Here is an 18,349-nt window from a genome sequence, read left to right as displayed (position 1 = left end):
CTATGGGATATCAATCAACACAAAACTTAAATGTGATTGTTGAAAAGCATGCATCACTTGTCAAAAAAGTGGCGTGTCACTTAATTGCTCGCTTGCCTCCTAGTGTTCAGCTCGATGATTTAATTCAATCAGGCATGATTGGTCTGATAGAGGCATCAAAAAACTTTGATGCGACTAAAGGTGCAAGTTTTGAAACGTTTGCTGGTATTCGTATTCGTGGAGCAATGCTTGATGAAATGCGACGCGGTGACTGGGCTCCTCGCTCAGTACACCGTAAAAGCCGCCTTGTAGCCGAGACTATTACTACATTAGAAAAAGCGTTAAATCGTGAGCCAACAGATACAGAAGTTGCTGAAAAACTTGAAATTTCGCTAAATGAGTACCATCATATTTTAAATGATGTAAATTCAAGTAAAATTTTAGGCATTGAAGACTTGGGAATAGATGACGATGTTATCACTCCAGCGGGTCAAGATTTAACGCTAGACAAACCCTTTAATAATGTTAAAAATGAACGCTTTAATGAATCATTGTTAAGTGCAATAAAGTCATTGCCTGAGCGAGATGCGATGGTACTCTCTTTGTACTATAACGATGAAATGAATTTAAAAGAGATAGGGCATATACTCGATGTAAGTGAATCGCGTGTAAGTCAGATACATGGTCAGGCGATGATTAAGCTCAAAGCAAAAATCAATGACTGGATAAACTAGTAGTAAGTAAACAAGGTTAAGACCTCACCGGAGGATGTTTTGGATAAAAACATGAAAATTCTTGTTGTTGATGATTTTTCGACAATGAGACGTATTATTAAAAATTTATTGCGTGACTTAGGCTTTACTAATGTTCAAGAAGCAGATGATGGGTCAACTGCTTTACCTATGCTACAAAATCAATCATTTGACTTTGTAGTTACAGATTGGAATATGCCTGGAATGCAGGGTATTGACCTTTTAAGGGCAATTAGAGCTGATGATAAACTAAAGCACTTACCTGTTTTAATGGTGACTGCAGAAGCTAAAAAAGAACAGATAATAGCTGCGGCTCAAGCTGGTGTTAATGGTTATATTGTTAAACCATTTACGGCTGGAACATTAAAAACAAAGCTAGAAAAAGTGTTTGAACGCTTAGGTTAATGAAGGGGAGAGGCTTATGTCAGCACTTGCTGCGCCTCGAATAACGTTAGAACAAGCTCGTCAGCTCGTTGTTTTTTTAGAAAACGATGAGCAAGATAAAGCAGATGAACTAATTTTAGATACGGCGTCTAAAGAGCAATCAGAAATTTTTGCTGAAGTTGGAAAATTAACTCGTCAATTACACGAAGCTTTAAAAAGCTTTGAGCTTGATACGCGTTTAACCAATATAACAACAGATGCTATTCCAGATGCTCAAAAGCGGCTTAACTATGTTATAGAAATGACAGAAAACGCTGCTAATAAAACAATGGATGCGGTTGAAGCTGGGTTACCAATAGCTCAAGAGTTAGCTAATGAAGTGGCCCATATTAAACCGACATGGGATCGTTTAATGAGCCGCGAAATTGATCTTGGCGAATTTAAAACACTATGCCACAGCATCGATAAGTTTATGAATAACTCTCATCATAAAACTGATGAATTACAAAGCTTAATGACCAATATACTCATGGCTCAAGATTACCAAGATTTGACAGGGCAAGTTATTCGTCGAGTTATGGAGCTTGTAAGAGAAGTTGAAGAAAGCTTACTCCATCTGTTAACAGCTTTTGCTGCGCAAGATGTGAATACTGCTGACACAATAGAACAACAAAAAACAGAAGACCCGGTTAGCGCACAAACATTAGCAGGACCAGAAGGCCCTATTATTGATAAAGAATCGCGTAATGATGTTGTATCTGATCAAGATGAAGTCGATGATCTTTTATCAAGTTTGGGCTTCTAAGAGGAGAGTAACTGCATGTTTGAAGTCGATGAAGATATTTTACAAGACTTTCTTGTAGAGGCAGGAGAAATCCTTGAGCTTTTATCTGAACAGTTAGTTGAACTGGAGAACAATCCAGAAGATACAGAGTTACTGAATGCTATATTCAGAGGCTTTCATACCGTAAAAGGTGGTGCAGGATTCTTAGCAATGACGGAGTTGGTTGATGCTTGTCATGGCGCAGAAAATGTATTCGATTTACTCAGACAGGGTGTACGCACAGTAAACTCTGAATTAATGGATGTTATTTTACAAGCACTCGACACCATTAATGAAATGTTCGCAACGATTCAAAATCGCGATAAGCCAGAACCCGCAGATCCTCAATTACTTCAAGTTTTACATAAATTAGGCTTACCACCAACAGAGGAAGAACTCACCGGTTCATCTTCAGAGGTTGATATTGAGCAACCTCAAAATGAAATAGTTGAAGCCCCAGAATTAGATGACGAAGACCCATTTGCTTTTGATGAGTTATTTAACCCTCCTACAGGGTCAACTGCATCTACTTCTGATACTCAAATTGATGAAATAACGGAAGATGAATTTGAAAACTTACTTGACGAATTACATGGAAAAGGCAAAAGCCCTACCATTCAAGGGTCAATAAGTAGCAATGATTTGAGTGGTGATATTACAGATGATGAGTTTGATAACTTATTAGATGAGTTACATGGCGTGGGTAATTTTGGTGCTGTCGAAATAAAAAATGACTCAATAGCGACTCAAAATACGAGCCCAACTAATAAAGGTACAGAACAAAAATCATCGTCAGTTACTAATGCTATAGACTCTTCAAATGATGAAATTAGTGATGATGAATTTGAAGCTTTGCTTGATGAACTTCATGGCAAAGGAAGTGCACCTAAATCGATTGAAAACGTTTCGGCTGCACCTAAAAAACCAGCATCTGCGAAAGTCGCTCCAGTAGTACAAAATAAAAAAGCTGAACCGGCAAAAGCACCAGTTGTAAAAGCAGCAATAAAACCGGAAGTAAAACCAGTAGGTAAACCGGTTGTTAAAGCGCCGAGCACACCTGCTGTTAAAAAAGCAACACCACCGGCAGCAGAAACTACAGTACGTGTTGATACTAAGCGCCTTGATCAAATTATGAACATGGTAGGTGAGTTGGTATTGGTACGTAATCGTTTGGTTAGCTTAGCGACTAATTCAGATAGTGAAGCAATGGGTAAAGCAATATCTAACTTAGATGTTGTTACAGCTGATTTGCAAGGTGCGGTTATGAAAACACGCATGCAGCCTATCAAAAAAGTATTTGGTCGTTTTCCTCGCGTTGTTCGAGATTTAGCGAGAACTTTAAATAAAGACATTAATTTATTACTAATCGGTGAAGAAACCGACTTAGATAAAAACTTAGTTGAAGCTCTTGCCGATCCGCTAGTGCATTTAGTGCGAAATTCAGTTGATCATGGTATTGAAATGCCTGATTTACGCGAAGCCGCAGGAAAACCAAGAACAGGTACTGTTACCTTATCCGCTTCTCAACAAGGCGACCATATTTTACTTACCATTCAAGATGATGGTGCTGGTATGGATGCTGAAAAGCTGAAAAAAATAGCAATTAACAAAGGCGTACTTGATCATGACCAAGCAAGTCGACTTTCTGATACTGAAGCATATAACCTAATTTTTGCGCCTGGCTTTTCGACTAAAGAAGAGATTTCGGATATTTCAGGTCGCGGTGTAGGTATGGATGTAGTTAAAACCAAAATCATTCAACTTAATGGCTCTGTAAGTATTCAATCTGAACTAGGTGTTGGTACTATTTTAGAAATAAAAGTACCGCTAACACTGGCTATATTACCAACCTTAATGGTTATTGTTGGTGAGCAAACATTCGCATTGCCTCTGGCTGGCGTTAGTGAAATATTTCACTTTGATTTAAATAAAACAAATGTAGTGAATGGTCAACTAACTGTTATTGTTCGTAAAAAAGCAATTCCACTATTTTACCTAGAACATTGGTTAGTGAAAGGTGCCGACCGCTCACAACGTAAGGCCCAAGGACACGTTGTTATTGTGCAAATAGGCACGCAACAAGTAGGCTTTGTTGTTGACTCATTGATCGGGCAAGAAGAAGTAGTTATAAAACCACTTGATGCTCTATTACAAGGTACACCAGGCATGGCCGGTGCGACTATTACTTCGGATGGTGGTATAGCGCTGATTTTAGATGTTCCTAACCTGTTAAAACATTACGCTGGCTGATAATAAAGTAGATGCACTGTAAGGTGCATCTACACTTAAATTAAATAAGAGAGCTAAATGGCCGTTAAAGTTTTAGTTGTTGACGATTCAAGTTTTTTTCGCCGCAGAGTAAGTGAAATTCTTGAGCAAGATAGCGATATTGAAGTTATAGGCTTTGCCGTTAATGGTAGAGAGGCTGTTGATAAAACAGCTCAGCTACGTCCTGATATGATTACAATGGATGTAGAAATGCCTGTGCTTGATGGTATTAGTGCGGTTAAAGAGATCATGGCGAGTAATCCAACGCCTATTTTGATGTTTTCATCTTTAACACGTAATGGAGCAACAGCAACACTTGATGCTTTAGACGCTGGTGCAATGGATTTTTTACCTAAAAAGTTTGAAGATATTGCGCGTAACAATGAAGATGCTATAAAACTTTTACAAACAAAGGTTAAAGAAATTGGTCGTAGACGCATCCCGCGTTCTTTTAAGCCTCTTACACCAACAAAGCTTACATCCAATACCCCTGTAACACCCTCAAGCTTAGCTAAAAATACAAGTATAAAGCAGCCAGATAGAAGCTTTCAACGTGAAGAATCTACAACTGTTGCTCATTCTAGAGCTAATACACCGTCAATACGCGCGAGTGGAAAGCAGTATAAACTTGTTGTTATTGGAACTTCAACAGGAGGGCCTGTTGCATTACAAACAATATTAACTCAATTACCAGCTAACTTTGCGCATCCTATTTTATTGATTCAGCATATGCCCGCTGCATTTACACCGGCATTTGCGGCTCGCTTAAATGGGTTGTGTCAAATTAAAGTAAAAGAGGCACAACAAGGCGATCGCCTACAACCGGGTACTGCTTATTTAGCGCCTGGTGGACAACAAATGATGGTAGAGGGACGCGGCTCAGCTAAAACATTACGAGTATTTGAAGATCATAGTGAGCGAATTAGTTACAAGCCTAGTGTAGATGTAACGTTTGCAAGCGTTGCAAAAGCGTACCAAGGCGATGTACTTGCTATTGTTTTAACAGGTATGGGAGCTGATGGACGCGATGGCGCAAGAATGCTAAAACAAACTGGTGCAACTATTTGGGCACAAGATGAGAAAAGCTGTGTTGTTTATGGAATGCCACAAGCAGTTACTAATGCTGGCTTAGCGAGTGAAAGCTTGCCTTTAGCTGAGGTGGCAACGCGGATTAAAAGAGAGATAGGTTGTGGATAAGCTTTCGGTACTTGGTTTATTTATTGCTCTTGGCGCTATAGCTATAGGCTATTCGTTAGAGGGGGGTGATGTATCTGCATTATTTAACGGACCTGCGCTTATAATTGTACTTGGTGGTACGCTTGGTGCCGTGATGCTACAAACATCAACAAGTACATTTAAAAAAATGTTAAAGATAAGTCATTGGGTTTTTATATCTCCACAATATGATATTGACGAGGCTATTGAGCAAGTTAAACGTTGGTCTCAAAAGGCGCGTCAAGAAGGCTATCTTGCTCTTGAAAATGAAGCGCTTACTCATCCTGATGCGTATGCGGCAAAAGGGTTAAGTTTACTTGTAGATGGTTGCTCAGAACACAAAATAAGAGATACGCTAGAAATTGACTTATTATTAGAAAGAGACCGTTTATTAGAGGCTGGTCGCGTTTATGAAGCAATGGGAGGTTACAGTCCTACTATTGGTATTTTAGGTGCCGTGCTTGGTCTTATTCAGGCTATGTCTTTTATTACAGATCCACAAAAGCTAGGTGCAGGTGTAGCAACTGCATTTATAGCCACTATTTATGGTGTTGGTTTAGCTAATTTATTATTTTTGCCAATGGCAAATAAGCTAAAACAACGTGTTGAACAAAAAATGCTTTACCATGAAATGCTCGCTGAAGGTGTCATTGCAATAAGCTTAGGTGAAAGCCCGATAAATATAGAACTAAAGCTTGAGGCTTATCGTGTAGAACGCCCTAACTTAGTGGACGAATAACGGCTATGTTACGCCGACGTTTACGCAACAACACTGCCTCAAAAAGTCAGCATACTGAGCGTTGGCTTGTATCCTACGCTGATTATATGACAATTATGTTTGCCTTTTTTGTTGTTTTGTATGCTATAGCTATTAATAAAGAAGAAAAGTTTCAAATTTTATCGGATTCACTCGAACAAGTTTTTGATAAATCTGCACGCCAGCACTCCCAAAAAGGGGAGGGAGTTAATGGTGATGGTATTCTTACCGATAGAGTAACACCCGAACAAGAGATACTTTATGGTGAGAGTATTCAAAAACAGGAGCAAGGACCTCTCTTGCTTGACGGTCAAAGTGATACCAGCAATATAAAGCAAAAGTATTTAGGAAAGCCTTTAGATAGCTTATTAACAAAATTACAATCAGCACTCATTGATGAAATCCGAGATGGTGAAGCAAGTTTAGAATTAACTGAAGATTGGTTGATAATAGAACTTAGCTCAGGAATGTTATTTTCAAGTGGTAGCTCTGTTGCACACTCTCGTGCAAAGCAAGTGGTTAAAATAGTTAAAGATATTATTGCTCCTGTTGATAATTATATTAGAGTACGTGGTTATACTGATGATGAAACAATCCGAAATGAAATTTTTAGATCAAACTGGGAGCTGTCGGTTGCTAGGGCAACATCAATTTTGGTTGAACTTGAAACGTTAGGGATTGACTCTGCTCGAATGGCAATAGAAGGGTATGGTCAATATTCTCCTTTTGCAGATAACGAAACACGTGAAGGTCGAGCTGAAAATCGCAAGGTTGTTATAGCACTTTCAAAATATGGATTACCCCCTAAACTTGAAACGAAAATATCAGAAAAAACAAATAAAGATATGCAGCCAGAACCAGAAGTTGAGCTACCTTCAGATGACGATACAATAAAAATACTTCGTTTGCCTCATGGTGGAATTCGTATAACTACACGCAATAAACAGTAATTAGGATGTAATGTGAAGATTTGGACTGTAGCAAATCAAAAAGGTGGAGTAGGTAAAACAACAACTGCTGTTAGCCTTGCTGGTATTCTTGCATTGCAAGGTAAGCGCGTATTGCTTATAGATACAGATCCCCATGCATCACTCACATATTACTTTGGTATTGACTCAGAAGATTTAGAAATTAGTGTATATGATATTTTTGCACGCGGAACGAGTATGCAAAGCGAGGAAATACTCCAAGCATTATGCCCATCAACACTCGAAAACCTTGATATTTTACCTGCGACTATGGCAATAGCCACATTAGATAGAAGTATGGGAAATAAAACCGGGATGGGATTAATATTAAAAAAAGCGCTTGCAAAAATTAGTGAACATTACGATTATGCCATTCTTGATTGTCCTCCTGTACTGGGGGTATTAATGGTGAACGCACTTGCGGCGAGTGAACGTATTTTAGTGCCTGTACAAACAGAGTTTTTAGCCTTAAAAGGCCTCGATAGAATGATGCGTACTATGGAGTTAATGCAAACCTCTCAAGCGAAAAACTATCAATATACTATAATTCCTACTATGTATGATAAGCGTACAAAAGCATCGTTAGAAGCATATAAAACACTGCGAGATACATATAAAGATAAAGTTTGGCCGGGTGTAATTCCGGTTGATACAAAGTTTAGAGATGCAAGCTTTGCACAAAAAGTCCCTGTTGAGTTTTGTCCTCGCTCTCGTGGTGTATTTGCGTATAAAGCATTGCTAGATTATTTAATTGAACAAGGTTAATAAATGAGTAAGCAATTATTTGCTAATGAAAAAGTAATGACTCAATACTTAGGTGCGTTGTTATGTGACGATGAGCCCGAAGATAACCTTGAACCGGTTGCTAAATTACTCGAACAAGTGCCGGAGGCCGCTCAGCAAGAGCAAGTTAATTTAAAGCCTAAAGAGCAGGCAGAAAAAATTGTTCAACAAGATTTAAAAATAACTGAAGTAGAGCCTTTAATTACTCAAAGTGATGATGTAGTTGCCGATACTGTTGTTGATGTTATTGACGATACTGCAATGCAATTATCTGAAGAGCCTGAGCAGTTACTTAAAACACAAAACCAAGAAGATTATTTTGAAGATGAATTTCAAGCGTTATTTTTTGAAGTTGCAGGACTAACGCTTGCTGTACCTTTAAAAGCACTTGGCGGGATTCATCATTTAGGTGAGGTAAATCATTTGTTTGGGAAGCCTAAGTGGTTTAAAGGCGTTATGCTTAATAGAGATGAAAAGCTAAACGTGGTTGATACTGCACGGTGGGTTATGCCTGAAAAGTATAATGAAGAACTCGAAGCATCACTTAACTATCAATATTTAATTACTTTAGGTGACAGTCAATGGGGACTTCAAGCCGAAAAGTTGATAAATAACATTACATTAAGAAAAGAAGATGTAAAATGGCGTACAAACAAAAGTAAGCGCCCATGGCTTGCTGGCGTAATTAAAGAAAAAATGTGTGCTTTAATAGATGTAGATAATTTAAACGTATTATTGGAGAAAGGCTTAGATAGTCGTCAATAATAATGATCATTACGGGGTAACAGCATGAATCAAGAAAAATTACTGTCAGCGAACAAAAATGCAGATAACGATGAAATATTACAATGGGTTACGTTTAAGCTAGAAGAGGAAACTTATGGCGTAAACGTAATGCAAGTACAAGAAATATTACGTTACACCGAAATTGCGGCTGTGCCGGGCGCGCCGTCTTACGTGATTGGCATTATTAACTTACGTGGCAACGTAGTAACCGTTATTGATACTCGTGCGCGTTTTGGTTTAGATGCTACTGACGCTACTGATAATTCTCGTATTCTAATAATTGAGGCTGAAGAGCAAGTTATTGGTATTTTAGCAGACAGTGTATCTGAAGTTGTTTATTTACGTAGTTCGGAAATAGACAGTGCACCAAACGTTGGTACCGAAGAAAGTGCTAAGTTTATTCAAGGTGTTTGTAATCGCGAGAATGAGTTGCTTATTTTAGTCGATTTAAACAAGTTACTCAGCGATGATGAATGGGATGAGTTAAGCGATTTATAAGCTTAATTATTAAAAATTATGCTGTTACTTAGTATCGCAATAGCAGCGTTAGCTGTCGGGTTTATATCGCTGGCGCTAATTGTTGCATTAAAAAACAAACAAGCTAATGAGCTTGCCTCTGTCATGCAGCAACTTAAAGACACTTCAGAGCAAACACATATTTTGAGAAGTGAGATTTCAGAGTTACGCACAGGTCTTTTAAGTATAGGCAAACGCGTACTTGAAGTTGAGCAACAAAACCAAGACCTAGTTCAACAACAAGCGGCTCAAAAGTACGATGACCCTGACGCTAAAATTTATTCTCGAGCTGTAAAAATGGTAGGGTTAGGCGCTGATTTAGATGAAGTGATTCGTGAGTGTGAATTACCTAGAGCAGAAGCCGAATTACTGTTTTCATTACATAAACAAAAAGGCGCTTAGCGCCTTTTTAGTTATAAATTTATAACTAAACTCATGCTTTAATATTTAACTTTCCTTGGAAGTCCTTCCAACCAGGTGGAAATTGACCTCTTAATACATACGAAAACGCAATAAGCTCTGCAATTACATAATAAAGTTCTTTTGGAATTTCTTCCCCTAACTCTAAATGCGATAACGTTTTAGCAAGCGCTGCATCTTCGTGGATCATAATGCCTTTTTTCTTGGCCGCAGCTATTATTTCGTCAGCTAATTCACCAAAACCTTTCACACTTACAGTGGGGGTGTTACCTGCTTCATATAAAAGTCCAATGGCTGATTTATTTGTTGGTATATCACTCATAGCTAAACCTTAATATTAATAATTGCGTGTGATTTATAAAATGCCTGATTGTCTGCATCGCCTCGTTTTAAATTAAGCTCGCCAACTTGTAAGCCATGTTTAGCTAGTTTTGATCTTAAGTTATCTAGGTGAGGGTGAGCAATTGCACTTACCTCTTGGCTTGATGCTAATAGCTGACAATCAAGTGCTTTATCCATTAATTCAGCAGTGATTTGGAGTTGACCTAGTTCAGCATAATCGAAGTTTAACCTTACAAACCACACATTTTTATCTTCTAATTTATCTACACTTTGCTTTTTATATTGCCCTAAAGTTATTTCTGTTTGGGCTGCTTCTGGTGGCAATTTCATTGGTAGTAAAAATTGTACTAAAGGATTTGAATCAGGCTGTTGATTAGGTGTTGTAATTTGGATTTGAGTTAACGTGCTTTTAACTTGAATTAGTTCGCCTGCAAGTGCTTGAATTTGAGGTTGTTGTAACTGTTCAAGTAGCTTTGCTGTTGTATTTCCTGTTTTAAATGTGGGCATTAAGACTTGAAGTAATGCATCTACACCAGTGTGATTATTTAAGCTAATAGGGGAGACCGATTGATTAATAATTGGTGCAGCTAAAATACTTACAGCAATCTGCTCTAAGCCTTTAGTAAAACTACTTTGTAAGGTGTCGTTAGTCAGTTGTGAGGGCTGTATTGCAGCAAGTATTTCACGCTGCATGGTAGTAGGGTGTGTATTACTACTTGATACCATACGATTAAATGCCTGATTAATGAGGCGCGTTAAATCGGGTGTATCCTTTACTGCTTTATTTGTTATGTCGGTTATTTGACTACTCAAAAGTGACTTGTTATTAATGATCGTTTGGGTAGACGTTACTGCACTAAATTGCTTTAACAGAGGTGAAAGTAACTTTTCTTCTATTGGTAGTGGTATTTGATTGCGAGAAATATTTTCAGGTACTGTTTGCCATGCATTAGCACTAGCCTTTATAAGTTGAGTTAGCTGTACCAAAGGAGGGAGTTGAGTTAAGTCTTTAGAAAAGCCATTTAATAAGTTAGATGGTTTACTTTCAGTGTCGGTAATTATCGTATTTATATTTTGAGTAATATTTACTTTTTGATTAATTGCTTGTTGTTTTAACTCTGTTGCAAAAGGCTTATTTTCAAAATACTTAACAGCATCATTAATTCTGGTTTTAAAATCACTAAAGCTATTTTGAATCCACGACTTTATTGGGCTATCAGACGTAAGCAGTGGGCTTGCTTTGATAGTGGACGCAGAAAAAGGTATTTCAGAGGCACTGCTTTTTTGAGCTAAAAGTAACTCGTTAAACGGTTTAGAAAATGAGTTATTAAGCGTCACTTTTATATTATCAGTTTCGGTTTTAATTAATAACTTATCTGCCTGATTCACTAAGTTTACTTTAATAGGTGTATTAGGTAGTTCAGTAACCTGTTGATTAGTAATCGGCGTTGTAAACGATCCTGACTTTTGTGCATGAGTTAAAATAGCCAGTTTAGGGGTTGCTTGTAGTTGTGCGTTTGGTAATAAAGCCACAAGCAATTTGGTAAGTTTAGTTTGACTAAGCGGTTGTGTATGAACCGTATCAGCAAAGCGATTGATTACATTAAGCTGTGTGCCTTTGTTAGTAGTGCTAACAACTACTTTTAAAGGCTGCTCGGTTACAAGCAGTTGGGCTACCTCTTTATTTATTGCAATACTGGCGTTGAGTTTATCAATGACTAATTTTGGGGTAGGGGACATAACCACTTGTACATCCATTGGTTTACTTTGTACCTCAGTACCCGTGTTAACATAATTTAGTAAACGCTGTAATTGAGCCGGCTTGTTTAAAGTAATAGTTGTACTGTTTGGCGTAATATTGAGTTGTTTGCCATCTGGGTTGAGCTGTATGTTAGCGCTGGCTATTTTTTGTAAGTTTTGAGGAGCGTTTGTAGTGCCAAGCCTTAATGTTTGCCAATGCTTATCAATAAATACATCAAGCGTAACTGAGTCTTTCGAAAATTGAATGTTTTTAGCCGCAAGTACCTCATTAGGTAATTGCGATAACTCATTGGTTTGAGGGTTAGTCGATTGATTGATAACCAATGAATTAGATAATGTTATTTGCGTTGGCGTATTCATTATTTTAAATCAAGTTTTCTCTATTTTAAGTGAATCGATTTTAAAGCAATATTCGTATTACCCTATCATTATGGTAGACTAACGCCTAATTTTTGGCAGAGAGAATCGTCATCTTGTTACACATTAAGTCCGTCACCTGCATCAAGCAAGATCGTTGTTTGTTTGCGGATCTTAATTTTAGCCTTAATAGCGGTCAAATCATGCAATTAGCGGGTCCTAATGGGGCTGGTAAAACATCGCTGTTGCGTATTATCGCTGGCTTTTCTGTGCCTGATGAAGGGGCTGTTTTATTTCAAGAGCAACCCATATCTAAGTACTATGAAGAGTATGCGAGAGAACTGCTATTTATAGGTCATAAAACAGGTGTAAATACTCAGCTAAGCGCAGTTGAAAATGTTCGCCATTGGTTACACATAAATGGCTACATAAACGAGCCTGATTTATACCCTATTTTAGCTAAAATTGGTCTTGTTGGACTTGAAGATGTACCCGTTAGAATGTTATCTGCTGGACAACAACGACGTGTAGCTTTGGTAAGGCTTTGGTTAAGTGATGCTAAATTATGGGTACTTGATGAGCCATTTACTGCGCTTGATAAAAGCGGTGTTGCCTTTTTACAGCAGCGATTTACCGAGCATTTATTAAACGGTGGAGCTATTTTGTTAACGACCCACCAAGATTTAACGACCCACTTTAGTAACTTACAAACGGTTACATTGGAGTATCGCCACTAATGACTCGTCAACACTCTTATTGGTTGCTATTTAGTGCGGTATTTACCAAAGATGTAAAGCTTGCGTTTCGTCAGCGCGCCGAAATTGTAAACCCTATTTTATTCTTCTTAATTGTAATTTCATTATTTCCGTTAGCAATTGGACCTGAGCCCGGTCTACTGGCGAGAATGGCGCCGGGAATTATTTGGGTTGCCGCATTACTCTCTACCATGTTGGGTTTAGATAAGCTGTTTAGAGATGATTTTAACGATGGCTCATTAGAGCAGTTAATTGCGTCGTCTTACCCGTTATCGTTAACTGTACTCGCTAAAGTGGCTGCTCACTGGGTAGTAACAGGTTTACCGCTTGTATTAATGACTCCGTTATTTGCGTTGTTATTAAACCTAGAAAGTACGGCGCTAACAGCGACCGTTTTAACATTATTATTAGGCACACCACTATTGAGCTTTATTGGCGCAATTGGTGCTGGGCTTACTGTGGGGCTACAAAAAGGGGGTATTTTGATGAGTTTACTCGTACTGCCTTTGTATATTCCTGTTTTGATTTTTGCAACGTCGGCTATCGATACCAGTACAATGTCGCTGGATTATAGTGGGCAGCTTGCCATCCTTGGTGCAATGTTACTTCTTGCTATTATTAGCGCACCAATTGCCATATCGTCAGCTTTAAAAGTGAGTGTAAGTTAATGTGGAAGTGGTTACATCCCTATGCTAAAGCAGAGCGTGCATACCAGTTATGCAATACGTTACTGCCTTATTTTGCCGTAGTTACCGTAGTTAGTATGATTGTTGGATGGGTATGGGGGCTTGGTTTTGCACCTGCCGATTACCAACAAAAAGACAGCTACCGTATCATTTTTATTCATGTTCCTTCCGCCATTTTATCTATGGGCGCTTACTCCTCAATGGCAATTGCCGCCATTGTTGCACTTGTATGGCAACTGCGAAATGCCGAACTTGCCGTTATTGCTATTGCGCCTGTTGGTGCATGTATTACGGCTATAGCGCTAATTACTGGCGCTGCTTGGGGTAAACCTATGTGGGGTGCTTGGTGGGTATGGGATGCGCGTTTAACGTCTGAACTTATTTTACTATTTTTATATCTTGGCGTGCTTTCGCTTTATCATGCATTTGAAGATAAGAAGTCAGCAGGGCGTGCGGCTTCTATTTTAGCGATTGTGGGCGTAATTAACTTACCTATTATTCATTACTCAGTTGAGTGGTGGAATACGCTACACCAAGGTGCAAGCATTACAAAGCTAGACACCAAAGCAATAGACCCAAGTATGTTTTGGCCTCTTATGGTTAATATTTTAGCCTTTGCTGCTTTTGTAGGAACAGTGACTTTAATTCGTCTTAAAAATGAAATTTTGCAACGCGAAAAGCACCGACCGTGGGTGCGTTTGTTGTTAAATAAGGGGTAATTATGCAGTTCGACTCTTTTTCTGATTTTATTGCAATGGGAGGCTACGGGTTTTATATCTGGCTTTCTTTTGGTACATGCGCACTTATTTTACTCGGTATTTTAGTGAGCTCTTTAAGAGATACTAAACGTATTATGGCTTCAGTAGAGCAACAAATAATACGTGAAGCGCGAATTAAAAAAGCTAAACAGGAACAAGTATCATGAATCCAAGACGTAAAAAGCGCCTATTGGTAATTATTGCCGTACTGTTTGGTATTGGTGGTTCAATTGGTTTAGTGCTTTATGCACTCCAAGAAAACATTAATCTTTTTTATACGCCAAGCGAGCTTATTGATGGCAAAGGTCCAAATAAAGAAAAACCATTTATTGGGCAAAAGCTACGTATTGGCGGCATGGTTGTACCAGGCACCGTTAAGCGTAATGAGCAAAGCTTACAAGTAAGCTTTAAGCTAATTGATACAGGTCCATTAGTGACCGTGCGTTATCAAGGTATATTGCCAGATTTATTTCGTGAGGGGCAGGGTATTGTAGCGCAAGGCGTATTAATAGAACCTAATGTAATTGAAGCCTTTGAAGTCCTTGCAAAGCATGACGAAGAATATATGCCAGCAGAAGTTGCCGAGGCAGTTAAAGGTATTAAGCACGAAAAACCAAAATACAACTTAGATAGTGGTAATTAGCTATGATCCCAGAAATTGGTTATTTTTCTTTAACGCTTGCCATGGTGCTAAGCGTTTTACTGTGTATTTTTCCTCTTTGGGGAGCGCATACCGGTAATCTTCGATTAATGCGTGCGGCTCCATCTTTAGCAATAGGGCAATTCGCTTTTGTATTAATCTCTTTTGCAGCACTTATTTATGCCAGTGTAACGGATGATTTTACCGTGTCGTACGTGGCGTATCACTCAAGTAGTACGTTGCCTTGGTATTATAAAATCACCTCTACGTGGGGCGGTCATGAGGGAGCCATTTTATTATGGTTAGTAATGCAAGCCGGTTGGACTGCAGTTGTAGCTGCGCGTTCTAAATCATTGCCTTGGGTGTTACGTGCTCGCGTGTTAGGTGTGCTTGGCTTTTTAGGTGTGGGTTTTATGATGTACACCTTGCTACTTTCAAGCCCGTTTGAGCGCCTACTTCCTTATTTTCCGGTAGAAGGGCGTGATTTAAATCCGTTACTTCAAGATCCGGGTATGATTATTCACCCGCCATTACTGTACATGGGTTATGTAGGGCTATCAGTTGCTTTCTCTTTTGCTATTGCTGCGTTGTTAACCGGCAAGCTTGATAACACATGGGCTAAATGGTCACGTCCGTGGACAATGACTGCATGGGGCTTTTTAACTCTTGGAATAACAATAGGTAGCTGGTGGGCGTATTCAGAGCTTGGCTGGGGCGGCTGGTGGTTTTGGGATCCAGTAGAAAACGCATCATTAATGCCATGGCTTGTGGCAACCGCATTACTGCACTCATTAAGCGTAACTGAAAAGCGCGGTGTATTTAAATCGTGGACTGTATTATTAGCGATAGCAGCGTTTTCGTTAAGCTTATTAGGCACCTTTATTGTGCGCTCAGGTATTATTGTATCGGTGCATGCTTTTGCTACAGACCCTGATCGTGGCTTATTTATACTCGCCTTTTTAGGCATTGTTGTTGGTGGTGGTTTGACGTTATACGCGCTGCGTGTATCGCAAGTACATAGTGAAGGTCGATACAAATTTGTATCACGCGAAGTGGCATTATGGCTCAATAATATATTTTTAGTGGTTGCTACATTAATTGTATTACTTGGTACGTTATTACCTATGGTTCATAAAGAAATGGGCTTGGGCAGTATTTCTATTGGCGAACCGTTTTTTAATAAGATGTTTGCAATAATTTTAGTCCCGTTTGCTATTTTGATGGGAATAGGACCATTTTTACGCTGGAAGCAAAATAAGTGGGCTTTTTTACAAAACAAAATATTAATGGGCGTATTAGCCAGTGTTGTTATTACCTGTGCTTGGTTGTTTTCAAGTTACGACTTAGTAAAACCACTTACGCTATTAGCTACAACGCTTGCAGTTTGGATTGCAATATCAACAGGGATTGATATTTACACTAAATCAGCTGTACACGGCACCTTAAAAGAAGGTTTAAAACGCTTAGGTGTAAGTTACTGGGCTATGGTGCTTGGGCATATTGGTATTTCGTTTGTTATTGCGGGTGTAACGCTTACATCGGCGTATTCAGTTGAGCGTGACGTATCGATGAAGCAAGGCGACACAGTTCAGCTTAACGAGTATGAATACCGCTTTGATGGTGTTAAAACTATTCGCGGACCAAACTACAGCGGTCATGCTGGTGTTGTATCGGTACTTAAAAACAATGAGCTAGTAACACGCTTACACGCCGAAAAACGTAAGTATGATATCGGTATGCAATTTATGACTGAGGCGGCAATAGATGCAGGCTTTACACGTGATTTATACTTAGCGTTAGGTGAACAGTTGAGTCAAGGTGCCTGGTCACTTCGCATTTATCATAAACCGTTTGTTCGCTGGATGTGGATTGGCGGTGTGCTTATTTCCCTCGCAGGATTTATGATTTTATTTGATAAACGCTACCGTACATCAGCTAAAACAGCTCGTAAAGCTGCGTCGGAGAGTGTTTTATGAACCGTAAAATTTTAGCTATTGCGCCGCTTTTAGTGTTTGCTTTTGTATGTGTATTTTTATACCAAGGCCTTTTTGCTAACCCTCGTGAAATTCAAACGGGGCGGTTAGGTCAAGAAATGCCAGCATTTAATCTACCCGATTTAATGCAAGACAATAAACAGTGGACTAACGAGTCGTTAAAAGGTGAGGTTTACTTACTAAATGTGTGGGGTACTTGGTGCCCAACATGTTTAGTTGAGCTTGGCTATTTAACTAAGTTGCGTGAGCAAGGCGTTAAAATTATTGGGCTTTATTACGTACAAGGTTACGACGCTGACTTTGATGGTCCATTTAATATGCAATCACTTCGCACAGAAGTGACCGATATGCTGCAACGTGCAGGTGACCCATATCAATTTAATATATTAGATTTACACCGTACTTTGTCGTTGGATTTAGGTGTTTCGGGTGCGCCTGAAACATTTTTAGTCGATAAAAACGGCACTATTTTGTTGCATCACACGGGTGATATAAACCCGCGAGTATGGCGAGCTAAATTTGCGCCAATTATGCAGGAGCTTAAATAATGAAGTGGTTACTACTTACTCTTAGCCTTTTTGTAAGCATAGGTGCGTTTGCAGAACAAGATCGCTATCAATTTGATAATAACGAACAAGCAATACTGTTTGAAGAGCTAACTAAAGAGTTGCGTTGCCCTAAGTGTCAAAATCAAAACATTGCTGACTCCGACGCTGTTGTTGCCAAAGATTTACGCGATAAAGTACTCGCATTGGTTAAAGAGGGTAAGAGCAAAGACGAAGTGATTGACTACATGATTGACCGCTTTGGCTATTTTGTTCATTACGATCCACCGGTTACACCTGCAACTTTAGTACTTTGGGTACTGCCTGTGCTAATTGTAATAGTCGGCTTTGGCTTTATTGTTATTCGCCAGCGAAAAGCATCAGTAAAGCAAACGTGGAGCAGCGACGACGAAATGCTGCTAGCCAAGTTAATTGAACAAAATAAACGTCAGGAGCAAAGTTAAATGATTTTAATGTGGGCATGTTTTGCTTTACTCACACTTGTTGCTCTTGGTTTTGTTATGTTGCCTTTTTTAAAAAAAGAGCACGTTAAAACAATTACTCATAATGCCAATGCGGATCTAATTAGTATTTATGAGCAGCGTTTAGTTGATTTACAAACTGATTTAGATAATCAGCGTATTGATACCGTAAATCATGCAGAATCAATTATTGAATTAAAACGCCGTTTATTAAACGAGTTATCACCAGAAAAATCACTTAATAGCAAAGGTAATAACCGTATTTTTGCTTTGACAGGTGGCGCGTTTGTTCTTGCTTTAACTGGTGTTTTTTATGGCTTAACGGGTAGTCAACAGCAAATTTCAGCTTGGCATGATGCCATGGATAATTTAGCTGAT

At 38.9% G+C, this 18,349-nt stretch carries 22 protein-coding genes; 20 read left to right on the top strand and 2 right to left on the bottom strand.

The annotated features are described in order from the left end of the window. The first annotated feature begins 2 nt into the window (after positions 1–2). Genes L647_RS0107090 through L647_RS0107040 form a run of 11 tightly spaced genes read left to right on the top strand, consistent with a single transcriptional unit; the run spans position 3 to position 9,633 of the window. The gene (locus tag L647_RS0107090; RefSeq protein ID WP_024610548.1) at positions 3–713 is read left to right on the top strand and encodes an RNA polymerase sigma factor FliA; all 711 of its coding nucleotides are present in this window, start codon (positions 3–5) and stop codon (positions 711–713) included. A 39-nt stretch (positions 714–752) separates the two neighbouring features. Next, positions 753–1,136: a chemotaxis response regulator CheY gene (gene cheY / locus L647_RS0107085; RefSeq protein WP_024610547.1), complete on the top strand. Its 384-nt coding sequence runs from the start codon at positions 753–755 to the stop codon at positions 1,134–1,136. Between the two features lie 16 nt (positions 1,137–1,152). Then, complete coding sequence (locus L647_RS0107080) at positions 1,153–1,920, top strand: protein phosphatase CheZ (RefSeq protein WP_024610546.1); 768 nt, start codon at positions 1,153–1,155, stop codon at positions 1,918–1,920. A 15-nt stretch (positions 1,921–1,935) separates the two neighbouring features. After that, positions 1,936–4,188, top strand: coding sequence for a chemotaxis protein CheA (locus L647_RS0107075; RefSeq protein WP_024610545.1), 2,253 nt, complete (start codon positions 1,936–1,938; stop codon positions 4,186–4,188). A 57-nt stretch (positions 4,189–4,245) separates the two neighbouring features. Beyond that, the gene (locus tag L647_RS0107070) at positions 4,246–5,403 is read left to right on the top strand and encodes a chemotaxis response regulator protein-glutamate methylesterase (RefSeq protein ID WP_024610544.1); all 1,158 of its coding nucleotides are present in this window, start codon (positions 4,246–4,248) and stop codon (positions 5,401–5,403) included. Beyond that, positions 5,396–6,160: a flagellar motor protein gene (locus tag L647_RS0107065; RefSeq protein WP_024610543.1), complete on the top strand. Its 765-nt coding sequence runs from the start codon at positions 5,396–5,398 to the stop codon at positions 6,158–6,160. The genes L647_RS0107070 and L647_RS0107065 overlap by 8 nt, the downstream gene beginning before the upstream one ends. 5 nt (positions 6,161–6,165) lie before the next feature. Then, a complete protein-coding gene (locus L647_RS0107060) occupies positions 6,166–7,128 on the top strand; it encodes a flagellar motor protein MotB (RefSeq protein ID WP_024610542.1) in 963 nt (320 codons plus the stop codon). Positions 7,129–7,140: 12 nt separating this feature from the next. Next, positions 7,141–7,911 carry a ParA family protein gene (locus L647_RS0107055; protein WP_024610541.1) on the top strand — a complete coding sequence of 257 codons (771 nt, stop codon included), beginning with the start codon at positions 7,141–7,143 and terminating at the stop codon, positions 7,909–7,911. Between the two features lie 3 nt (positions 7,912–7,914). After that, positions 7,915–8,694: a chemotaxis protein CheW gene (locus L647_RS0107050; RefSeq protein ID WP_024610540.1), complete on the top strand. Its 780-nt coding sequence runs from the start codon at positions 7,915–7,917 to the stop codon at positions 8,692–8,694. Positions 8,695–8,718: 24 nt separating this feature from the next. Beyond that, positions 8,719–9,213: a chemotaxis protein CheW gene (locus L647_RS0107045; RefSeq protein WP_024610539.1), complete on the top strand. Its 495-nt coding sequence runs from the start codon at positions 8,719–8,721 to the stop codon at positions 9,211–9,213. An 18-nt stretch (positions 9,214–9,231) separates the two neighbouring features. Continuing rightward, the gene (locus L647_RS0107040) at positions 9,232–9,633 is read left to right on the top strand and encodes a DUF2802 domain-containing protein (RefSeq protein ID WP_024610538.1); all 402 of its coding nucleotides are present in this window, start codon (positions 9,232–9,234) and stop codon (positions 9,631–9,633) included. A 31-nt stretch (positions 9,634–9,664) separates the two neighbouring features. On the opposite strand, the gene L647_RS0107035 is transcribed toward L647_RS0107040, so the two are convergent. Next, entirely contained in the window at positions 9,665–9,973 is a 309-nt protein-coding gene (locus L647_RS0107035) for an EscU/YscU/HrcU family type III secretion system export apparatus switch protein (protein ID WP_024610537.1), read from the bottom strand. Between the two features lie 2 nt (positions 9,974–9,975). Further along, positions 9,976–12,114 (bottom strand): flagellar hook-length control protein FliK, encoded by a 2,139-nt coding sequence (locus L647_RS0107030; RefSeq protein ID WP_024610536.1) that lies wholly within the window; start codon positions 12,112–12,114, stop codon positions 9,976–9,978. Between the two features lie 113 nt (positions 12,115–12,227). On the opposite strand from L647_RS0107030, the gene ccmA reads away from it, so the two are divergent. From ccmA to ccmI, 9 genes are all read left to right on the top strand, one after another. Beyond that, positions 12,228–12,848 (top strand): cytochrome c biogenesis heme-transporting ATPase CcmA, encoded by a 621-nt coding sequence (gene ccmA, locus L647_RS0107025; RefSeq protein WP_076917044.1) that lies wholly within the window; start codon positions 12,228–12,230, stop codon positions 12,846–12,848. Beyond that, entirely contained in the window at positions 12,848–13,534 is a 687-nt protein-coding gene (gene ccmB / locus L647_RS0107020; RefSeq protein ID WP_024610534.1) for a heme exporter protein CcmB, read from the top strand. Before ccmA ends, ccmB begins: the two co-directional genes overlap by 1 nt. Continuing rightward, positions 13,534–14,271, top strand: coding sequence for a heme ABC transporter permease (locus tag L647_RS0107015; protein WP_024610533.1), 738 nt, complete (start codon positions 13,534–13,536; stop codon positions 14,269–14,271). The genes ccmB and L647_RS0107015 overlap by 1 nt, the downstream gene beginning before the upstream one ends. Positions 14,272–14,273: 2 nt before the next feature. Further along, a complete protein-coding gene (gene ccmD / locus L647_RS0107010; RefSeq protein ID WP_007377927.1) occupies positions 14,274–14,477 on the top strand; it encodes a heme exporter protein CcmD in 204 nt (67 codons plus the stop codon). Continuing rightward, the gene (gene ccmE / locus L647_RS0107005) at positions 14,474–14,953 is read left to right on the top strand and encodes a cytochrome c maturation protein CcmE (protein ID WP_024610532.1); all 480 of its coding nucleotides are present in this window, start codon (positions 14,474–14,476) and stop codon (positions 14,951–14,953) included. Before ccmD ends, ccmE begins: the two co-directional genes overlap by 4 nt. Before the next feature lie 2 nt (positions 14,954–14,955). Continuing rightward, on the top strand, positions 14,956–16,926 hold the full coding sequence (locus L647_RS0107000) for a heme lyase CcmF/NrfE family subunit (protein ID WP_024610531.1): 1,971 nt from the start codon (positions 14,956–14,958) through the stop codon (positions 16,924–16,926). Then, complete coding sequence (locus tag L647_RS0106995) at positions 16,923–17,492, top strand: redoxin family protein (RefSeq protein WP_024610530.1); 570 nt, start codon at positions 16,923–16,925, stop codon at positions 17,490–17,492. The genes L647_RS0107000 and L647_RS0106995 overlap by 4 nt, the downstream gene beginning before the upstream one ends. Then, on the top strand, positions 17,492–17,953 hold the full coding sequence (locus L647_RS0106990; protein ID WP_024610529.1) for a cytochrome c-type biogenesis protein: 462 nt from the start codon (positions 17,492–17,494) through the stop codon (positions 17,951–17,953). The genes L647_RS0106995 and L647_RS0106990 overlap by 1 nt, the downstream gene beginning before the upstream one ends. Further along, the coding region (ccmI, locus tag L647_RS0106985) for a c-type cytochrome biogenesis protein CcmI (protein WP_029880401.1) at positions 17,954–18,349 on the top strand (396 nt) is incomplete at its 3' end.

Source organism: Pseudoalteromonas sp. TB64 (assembly GCF_000498095.1).
Lineage (GTDB): Bacteria > Pseudomonadota > Gammaproteobacteria > Enterobacterales > Alteromonadaceae > Pseudoalteromonas.
Note: the sequence above shows the minus strand (reverse complement) of the source record. Positions and strands in the feature narration are given on the sequence as shown.